Consider the following 8,346-nt stretch of genomic DNA (forward strand, 5'->3'; position numbering starts at 1 on the left):
GGGCAGTTCACTAATTTATTTTTTCTTCGGAATTTTTACAGTGATTTGGTAGTAATCATCTGTATCTTCTTCCTCCGTTTTAACATTAATTCCACTTTTCGTCACCATTGATAACGACTGCTTGATCGTATTAAGGGCAATACGTACATCTTTGCTAATCGCTTTTCTGCTTGGTTTACGTTTTTTTATCTCAGGTTCATCGGGATTTAGAATTTTTTGAATTTGTTCTTCAAGCTGTCTAACATTCCAATCAAACTCTTTTGTCGCTGCAATGAGCTGCATTTGTAATTGCTCATCTTTGATTACAATTAAAGCTCGGGCATGACGTTCCGAAATTTCACGATTTAAAATAGCATCCTGAACAAATTGAGGCAACTTTAATAAACGCAATTTATTAGCAACTGTTGATTGTCCTTTACCAAGACGTTGTGCAAGCGCTTCTTGTGTAAGCTGATGCAATCCTAATAATTGTTGATAAGCAAGCGCTTCTTCAATTGCTGTTAATTCCTCACGTTGAAGGTTTTCAATAAGGGCAATAGACGCCGTTTCTCGATCATTTAAATTACGTACAATAGCAGGTACTTCTGTCCATTGTAGGGATTTCATCGCTCGATAACGTCGCTCACCGGCAATTATTTCATATTTATCCGCGTCATCATTTATTGGACGAATCACAATTGGTTGAATGACGCCGTGTGTATGAATCGTTCTTGCTAATTCTTCAATCTTCTCATCATCAAAAACTGTACGTGGCTGATAACGGTTCGGAATGATTTTGTCTATTGGAATTTTAACTACTTCTTCTGAAGCCATCGAGATATTCTCTATTACTTCTACTTCACTTTTTACTTCTGGCTCTTTGCTCCCGCCTCCGAAAAAACGTGAAAAAGTACTTTTCATCCGTGTGGCACCACCTTTAGGAAACTGTCTACCTCATATACAATATTATTTCTGATTCAATCAAAAATGTACAGTGTTCAATGAATAGTAATTTAGGTGATAGACTGAATTCGCCTAAAATAGGACAAAATAGTGTCTATACCCATTTGTATTTCAAAATAAACTTATATTTTTCTATCCACTAAAAAAACATAAATATAAATATATATGCAGCAAAAGACGGATATATTTCAAATTTGGCAAATTTATTTATTTAATTGGTGTTTTATTCGGAACACCTGGTTTACGCGGGTATTTTTTCGGTGTCGATTTTACTTTATCAAATACATAAAGTGAACGTTCGCTTTCCTCAACCGGTAAATGGAATGCAAACTCCTCTATTAATTTTCCGCCTAACGTAGAAATGGCTTTTGTCGCATCTTTTAATTCCTCTGCACCTGCTGCAGCTTTTAATGCAACAAAATAACCGCCTTCTTTTGCTAAAGGAATACATAACTCTGATAAAACAGAAAGACGTGCTACCGCGCGGGCTGTTACAACATCAAACTTTTCACGATATGCTGCATTTTGACCGAACTCTTCAGCACGGGCATGAACAAATGTCATATGATCCAAGTTTAACTCATTTGTTAAATGATTTAAAAATGTAATTCGTTTGTTAAGTGAATCGACAATCGTAATTTGTAAGTGAGGGAAGCAAATTTTAATCGGAATACTTGGGAAGCCTGCACCTGCACCAACGTCGCATACCGTTGTCACTTTTGTAAAATCAAAATAAAAAGACGCACTGATTGAATCATAGAAGTGCTTTAAATAAACACCTTCCAAATCCGTAATTGCCGTTAAATTCATTTTTTCATTCCACTCAACCAATAGCTCAAAATATTTTTTAAACTGCGCAATCTGGTGTTCTGATAGCTCAATACCCTTTTCCTTCAATGCTTCGATAAACTGCTTTTCGTTCATAAAATGATTCCTCCATATTAAAGAATGAGCGTCTTTCTGGTTAAAGACGCTCACATCATTCAGTTCGTAGTTACTTTTGCAATTTTACCTTGCTCAATATAGACAAGTAAAATTGAAACATCTGCAGGGTTAACACCTGAAATACGCGATGCTTGAGCAATAGAAAGCGGCTGAACACTTTTCAGTTTCATACGTGCTTCTGTTGCTAAGCTTGGAATGGCATCATAATCGATATTTTCAGGGATTTTCTTATCCTCAAGCTTCTTCATTTTCTCTACTTGCTGAAGCGCTTTTTGAATATACCCTTCATATTTTAATTGAATTTCAATTTGCTCTTTTACATCATCCGAAAGTTCGATTTCCGATGGAGTAAGGGAAGCAACTAAATCATACGTCATTTCTGTTCGTTTTAAAAGGTCTGCTCCGCGGATACCATCTTTTAGCTCCGCGCCGCCAGCATTACGGATTACTTCCTGCGTTGTCGCATTTGGTTTAATAATAATTTCACGCAGACGGGCAATTTCCTGCTCAATCTGTGCTTTTTTATGCTGGAATTTCACATAACGCTCTTCCGTAATCATCCCTGCTTTATAACCGATTTCCGTTAAACGTAAATCTGCATTGTCATGACGTAACAGAAGACGGTACTCTGCACGAGATGTTAATAAACGGTAAGGCTCATTTGTACCTTTTGTAACTAGATCGTCGATTAATACACCGATATAAGCATCTGAACGGTCTAAAATGATTTCTTCACGGCCTAAAACTTTTGCTGCTGCATTCATCCCGGCCATTAAACCTTGGCCTGCTGCTTCTTCATAACCTGAAGTACCATTAATTTGACCTGCTGTATAAAGACCTTGAATTTTTTTCGTTTCTAATGTTGGCCATAATTGTGTAGGAATGACTGAATCATACTCAATGGCATAACCAGCACGCATCATTTCCGCATTTTCCAACCCTGGAATAGAAGCAATTAATTTCTTTTGAACATGCTCAGGTAAGCTTGTCGATAAACCTTGGACATATACTTCACGTGTATTGCGTCCTTCTGGCTCAAGGAAAATCTGGTGACGCGGCTTATCGTTAAAGCGTGTTACTTTATCTTCAATGGATGGGCAGTAACGTGGACCTGTCCCTTTAATCATCCCTGAAAACATTGGGGATAGGTGCAGATTTTCCTCAATTGTACGATGTGTTTCTTCTGTTGTATAAGTTAACCAGCAAGGTAGCTGATCCATAATATATTCTGTTGTTTCAAAACTGAATGCACGGGGTACATCATCACCAGGTTGAATTTCCGTTTTAGAATAATCAATTGTACGGTTGTTTACACGTGGTGGTGTCCCTGTTTTAAATCGGATTAAGTCGAATCCTAATTCTTTTAAATTATCCGCTAATTTGATTGATGGCTGCTGGTTGTTTGGACCTGAAGAATATTTCAGATTTCCTAAAATAATTTCCCCACGTAAAAACGTACCTGTAGTAATGATGACAGCCGGTGCACGGTAAATTGCTCCAACTTGTGTAATAACACCCTTTACTTCGCCATCCTCTACAATTAGTTCATCGACCATTGCCTGATGAATTTGAAGGTTTTCTTCTTCTTCCAAAACCCGTTTCATTTCATGCTGATACTGGAATTTATCGGCTTGTGCACGTAAAGCACGTACTGCTGGACCTTTCCCGGTATTTAACATGCGCATTTGAATATGTGTTTTATCGATAATGCGTCCCATTAAACCGCCAAGTGCATCAATTTCGCGAACAACGATTCCTTTTGCAGGTCCGCCGACTGATGGATTACAAGGCATAAACGCAATCATATCTAAGTTAATTGTAAGCATGAGTGTTTTAGCACCCATTTTCGCAGCTGCATAGGCAGATTCCACACCTGCATGTCCTGCACCAACAACGATTACGTCAAAATTACCTGCTTCGTATTGTATTGACATGTTGTTCTTCCTCTCTTTTATTCCGATTTATTTCCCTAAACAGAACTGCGAGAATAGCTGATTGATCAAGCTTTCCTGTACAGTATCTCCAATAATTTCACCAAGAATTTCCCATGTACGTGTCACATCGATTTGAATCATATCGACAGGTACACCTGACTCAGCTGCAGCAAGCGCATCCTCAATCACCTGTTGAGCTTGATGCAATAGCGCAATATGTCGCGCATTTGATACATATGTTAAATCATTCGCTTCTACTTGCCCTTCAAAGAACAATGCTGCAATCGCTTCTTCCAGCTCGATTACACCTTCTTCTTTCAATAACGAAGTCGTTACGACACGATGTTTTCCAGCCAATTCATGAACACGGTTTAAATCGATTTTGCGTTCGATATCTGTCTTGTTGACAACGACAATATAATCCATCGCCTGAATCGTTTCAAAAAGGCGTTCATCTTCTTCTGTAAGCTCTTCTCCGTAATTTAATACAAGCAATATTAAATCGGCATCTTTTAGTGCCTCTCTCGAACGTTCAACTCCGATTCGTTCAACAATATCTTCTGTTTCCCGAATACCTGCTGTATCAACTAAACGTAAAGGAACTCCACGTACATTTACGTATTCTTCAATAATATCACGAGTTGTACCTGCAATGTCGGTTACAATCGCTTTATTTTCTTGAACTAAACTATTTAAAAGAGATGATTTACCTACGTTTGGACGTCCTAAAATAACGGTAGATAAACCTTCACGTAAAATTTTACCTTGGGATGATGTTTGAAGTAATTTAATAATTTCCTCTCGTACCCAACCGCATTTTTCAAGAAGTACAGGAATCGTCATTTCTTCTACATCGTCATATTCAGGATAATCAATATTTACTTCCACTTGTGCCAACGTCTCTAATAATGCCTGGCGTAAAGATGTAATGAGACGAGAAAGCTTTCCATCCATCTGGCCAAGCGCAACGTTCATCGCGCGGTCAGTTTTCGCACGAATTAAATCCATTACAGCTTCTGCCTGTGATAAGTCGATACGGCCATTTAAAAATGCACGTTTCGTAAATTCCCCAGGCTCTGCTAAACGTGCACCGTAACGTAAGACAAGCTGTAATACTCGGTTAACAGACACAATACCGCCATGACAATTGATTTCGACAACATCTTCTCGCGTAAATGTTTTCGGTCCGCGCATTAAGCTCAACATAACTTCCTCTACCACTTCATCCGTTTTCGGGTCGATCAGATGTCCGTAATGGATCGTATGTGTCGCAACTTCCGTCAAACGCTTATGATTTGGTGATTTAAATATTTTATCTGCAATCGCTACCGCCTCATCGCCGCTCAGACGAACAATCGCAATAGCTCCTTCTCCCATTGGAGTGGAAATCGCAGCAATCGTATCGAATTCCATTTATATCCTCCTATTTCAGTGTTATCCACATGTGGATAAATCACATCCGTGCTATACTAACTAACAATTTAGACTAACATATTTTAATTAAAATCTAAAGTAATGTAGATTTGGTTCCATCTTTCATTAAAAAAACGACCTATCCAAAAGAATAGGTCGAAAACTGTCTGTATATTATTTTACTGGCTCTATGACTAAATATCGATTTGGTTCGACACCTTCTGAGTGCGTTTCAATATCTATACGATTTGCCAGGGCATTATGAATAATTTTTCGTTCATAAGATGCCATCGGTTCAAATGATACGGGTTTTCGTGTTCGAAGAGCCTTGTCCGCCATGCGTAATGCCAGCTGTTCAAGGGCAACTTGACGTCGCTCACGATAATCTTCCACATCCATTTGTAAAATCATAAACGATTTGGCTGTTTTATTAAGAATGAGCTGAGTTAAATGTTGAAGCGCATTTAATGTAAGACCACGCTTCCCAATTAATAATGCTGCTTTCTCGCTCGATAACTTAAATGAAACATGTTTACCATCTGTTTCATGGTCGATTGTTAAATCTGTAATTCCCATTCCTAAAGCAATATTCGTTAAATACTCTTTTGCTTCTTCAATAGGATCCACTTGTTGTTGTTCATGGTGAATTGGTTGATCTTCATTAGCTAAAACCGGCTCATTCTCGATTGTTTTCTCGACAATTGGTTGTTCTTCCACATCAGGTGCAGAATCTGAAGTCGTCTCTTGATCCACTTGCTGCTGAACAATTTCCTTTACAGTTACACGAACTTCAGCATTTCGTGCTCCAAAACCTAAAAATCCTTTTTTACCCTCTTGTAAAACTTCCACATCAACTTGTTCACGAGTATGGCCAAGCTTTTGTAACGCTAATGAGATCGCTTCTTCTACTGTTGCGCCTATTTGCGTAGTTTGTTTCACTTATTTCGCTCCTTTTGCATCGGTAGCATCCGGTTTATTTTTATTCCAAGGTTTGTAAATAACAAGGTTTTGTAATACAGATACAAAGTTTCCAACTACCCAATATAATGATAAAGCGGCAGGTAAAATAATACCGAAACCAACAATCATTAATGGCATGATGTACATCATAATTTTCATTTGCGGATTATCTACAGCGGGACCAGTCATTAATACAACATACTGGATCAGACCTGCGATTACAGCAAATACAATACTTGGCTCCGCTAATGGAACCGCTAAAAATGTCCCTAGTTCAAATGCATCCGGTGTTGCATTCATACGGCTAATTGCATGATAGAAACCGATTAAGATCGGCATTTGAATAAGAATCGGTAAACATCCAGCTAATGGGTTAACACCTGAAGTCTGCATTAACTGCATCATTTCCTGCTGGTATTTTTGCTGAGTTGCCGCGTCTTTTGAGCTGTATTTTGCTTGCAGCTCTTTTAACTTCGGTTGCATTTCCTGCATTTTCTTAGAACTTTTTACTTGTTTAATAGTTAAAGGCAGAATGATTAGACGAATAATAACAGTTACGATAATAATTGCAAATGCATAATTCGCGGCATTACCTTCAAACATATCAGCAAAAAGCTTGATAAATGATACTAATGGCCAAACAATATATTCATTCCAAAAGCCATTACTTTCAGATGAAATTGGTTGGTCAAATTCTGTACAGCCTGATAGCAGTAATACTACTGAAACAAGTGACAGCATTATCCATAGATTTTTCTTCAACCTTCTTCCTCCTAAAGCAAACCTATTCAATTTTTATGACAATATTTTACCATGTACGGACGTTCGTACACTACTAATTGTTCTGTATATTCAAAGTTTCAAGTAATGAATGATAAACAATTAATTATGGAACTATCCTTTATATACTCTTGCAACCTTTAAAACATGCTGCAAGCTTTTTTTTGTTTCGTGAAAATCCAGTGTGGCCGCCTGCGTTCTGGCGATAATAACATAATCCATATCTTGTTTTACTTCATCTTTTAATTCCAGAAAAGCTTGGCGAATATAGCGTTTCACTTGAACCCGAGTGACCGCATTTCCTACTTTTTTGCTCACTGATAAGCCAATACGAAACGCCTGTTGTTCTTCCTTCTTCAAGCAATATACAACAAATTGGCGATTCGCAAACGACTTACCTTTTTTAAACACCTTTTGAAAATCTTCATTTTTCTTTATACGTTGGCGTTTATTCATGATCCATTCACCTGCTCCATCTAATCATTGGTACTTTTTTTGCTCATTCAACAACGATAAAAGAAAAAAAAGACCACTGATGTGGCTCAGTGGACTTATGCTGATAATACTTTTCTTCCTTTTTTACGACGGCGAGCTAATACGTTACGGCCGTTTTTAGTGCTCATACGAGCGCGGAAACCGTGAACTTTAGAGTGCTTACGTTTTTTAGGTTGGTACGTGCGTTTCATTTATATACACCTCCTGAATTCGAGCGTTACTATATCTATCTCTACATACAGACCATGATATTATATAAAGAATAAAACCTGTTTGTCAATGCCTCATTATAATTTTTCTCTTTTTCTATATAAACCTCATATAAATCCCTTTCCTGATTCACACTCTCAGTTATCCACAATTTATAAAATTAATTTACGTTTATGCTGTGAATAGTATTTTTGCTCTTAAAAATTATCCACAACGCTTATCTACAGGTTTTTCACATATAACAAACCTGTGGACAACTGTTATGTATATAACATATGATTATGTGGATAAGATCGTTTAAGTATTGAAATACCTAACTTTATTTGATACGATAACTGTGTTTTACTTTGTGGAATTCTTTTCTGGGAAATATATTATCCACAATTGTTGATAATCTGTGGACAAAGATTTCCCATACTCTAGAACAACCTTTATCCACAACTTGTGGTTATGTGTATGAACTCCTTTTTAATTATAAAATATATATTTTATAGCTCTGTTTACTATTAATCATTTAACAGAGCCTTTCTTTTTTCGTAAGCAAGAAAGTTTGCATTGTAAGGAAATTCACATAAAAAAGACTCTCATCTAATTTTCGTTAGTATGAGCCTTGTCATTTAAATATACGAATCGAATGTGAAATGAATTAATGAAAGGAAGAAAGAGC

General features: G+C 37.2%; 8 protein-coding genes. All 8 read right to left on the reverse strand.

All coding sequences use genetic code 11. The features are described 5' to 3' along the window. Nucleotides 1–15: 15 nt before the first annotated feature. The 8 genes from noc to rpmH all read right to left on the reverse strand — a co-directional run bounded on the left by noc (nucleotide 16) and on the right by rpmH (nucleotide 7,660). A complete protein-coding gene (gene noc, locus MHB58_RS20175) occupies nucleotides 16–900 on the reverse strand; it encodes a nucleoid occlusion protein (RefSeq protein ID WP_008408374.1) in 885 nt (294 codons plus the stop codon). Nucleotides 901–1,149: 249 nt separating this feature from the next. Next, nucleotides 1,150–1,866 (reverse strand): 16S rRNA (guanine(527)-N(7))-methyltransferase RsmG, encoded by a 717-nt coding sequence (rsmG, locus tag MHB58_RS20180; protein ID WP_014822346.1) that lies wholly within the window; start codon nucleotides 1,864–1,866, stop codon nucleotides 1,150–1,152. Nucleotides 1,867–1,925: 59 nt separating this feature from the next. Beyond that, nucleotides 1,926–3,821, reverse strand: coding sequence for a tRNA uridine-5-carboxymethylaminomethyl(34) synthesis enzyme MnmG (gene mnmG, locus MHB58_RS20185; protein WP_014822345.1), 1,896 nt, complete (start codon nucleotides 3,819–3,821; stop codon nucleotides 1,926–1,928). A gap of 27 nt (nucleotides 3,822–3,848) precedes the next feature. Next, nucleotides 3,849–5,234, reverse strand: coding sequence for a tRNA uridine-5-carboxymethylaminomethyl(34) synthesis GTPase MnmE (gene mnmE, locus MHB58_RS20190; protein ID WP_008408382.1), 1,386 nt, complete (start codon nucleotides 5,232–5,234; stop codon nucleotides 3,849–3,851). Between the two features lie 174 nt (nucleotides 5,235–5,408). Then, nucleotides 5,409–6,173: an RNA-binding cell elongation regulator Jag/EloR gene (gene jag, locus MHB58_RS20195; RefSeq protein WP_008408383.1), complete on the reverse strand. Its 765-nt coding sequence runs from the start codon at nucleotides 6,171–6,173 to the stop codon at nucleotides 5,409–5,411. Further along, the gene (yidC, locus tag MHB58_RS20200; RefSeq protein WP_008408385.1) at nucleotides 6,174–6,956 is read right to left on the reverse strand and encodes a membrane protein insertase YidC; all 783 of its coding nucleotides are present in this window, start codon (nucleotides 6,954–6,956) and stop codon (nucleotides 6,174–6,176) included. It abuts the gene before it with no gap. Between the two features lie 132 nt (nucleotides 6,957–7,088). Then, on the reverse strand, nucleotides 7,089–7,430 hold the full coding sequence (gene rnpA / locus MHB58_RS20205; protein WP_008408387.1) for a ribonuclease P protein component: 342 nt from the start codon (nucleotides 7,428–7,430) through the stop codon (nucleotides 7,089–7,091). A 95-nt stretch (nucleotides 7,431–7,525) separates the two neighbouring features. Further along, the gene (rpmH, locus tag MHB58_RS20210; protein ID WP_008408389.1) at nucleotides 7,526–7,660 is read right to left on the reverse strand and encodes a 50S ribosomal protein L34; all 135 of its coding nucleotides are present in this window, start codon (nucleotides 7,658–7,660) and stop codon (nucleotides 7,526–7,528) included. Between the last annotated feature and the right edge of the window lie 686 nt (nucleotides 7,661–8,346).

The organism is Solibacillus sp. FSL K6-1554 (assembly GCF_038005185.1).
Taxonomy (GTDB): Bacteria; Bacillota; Bacilli; order Bacillales_A; family Planococcaceae; genus Solibacillus; species Solibacillus silvestris.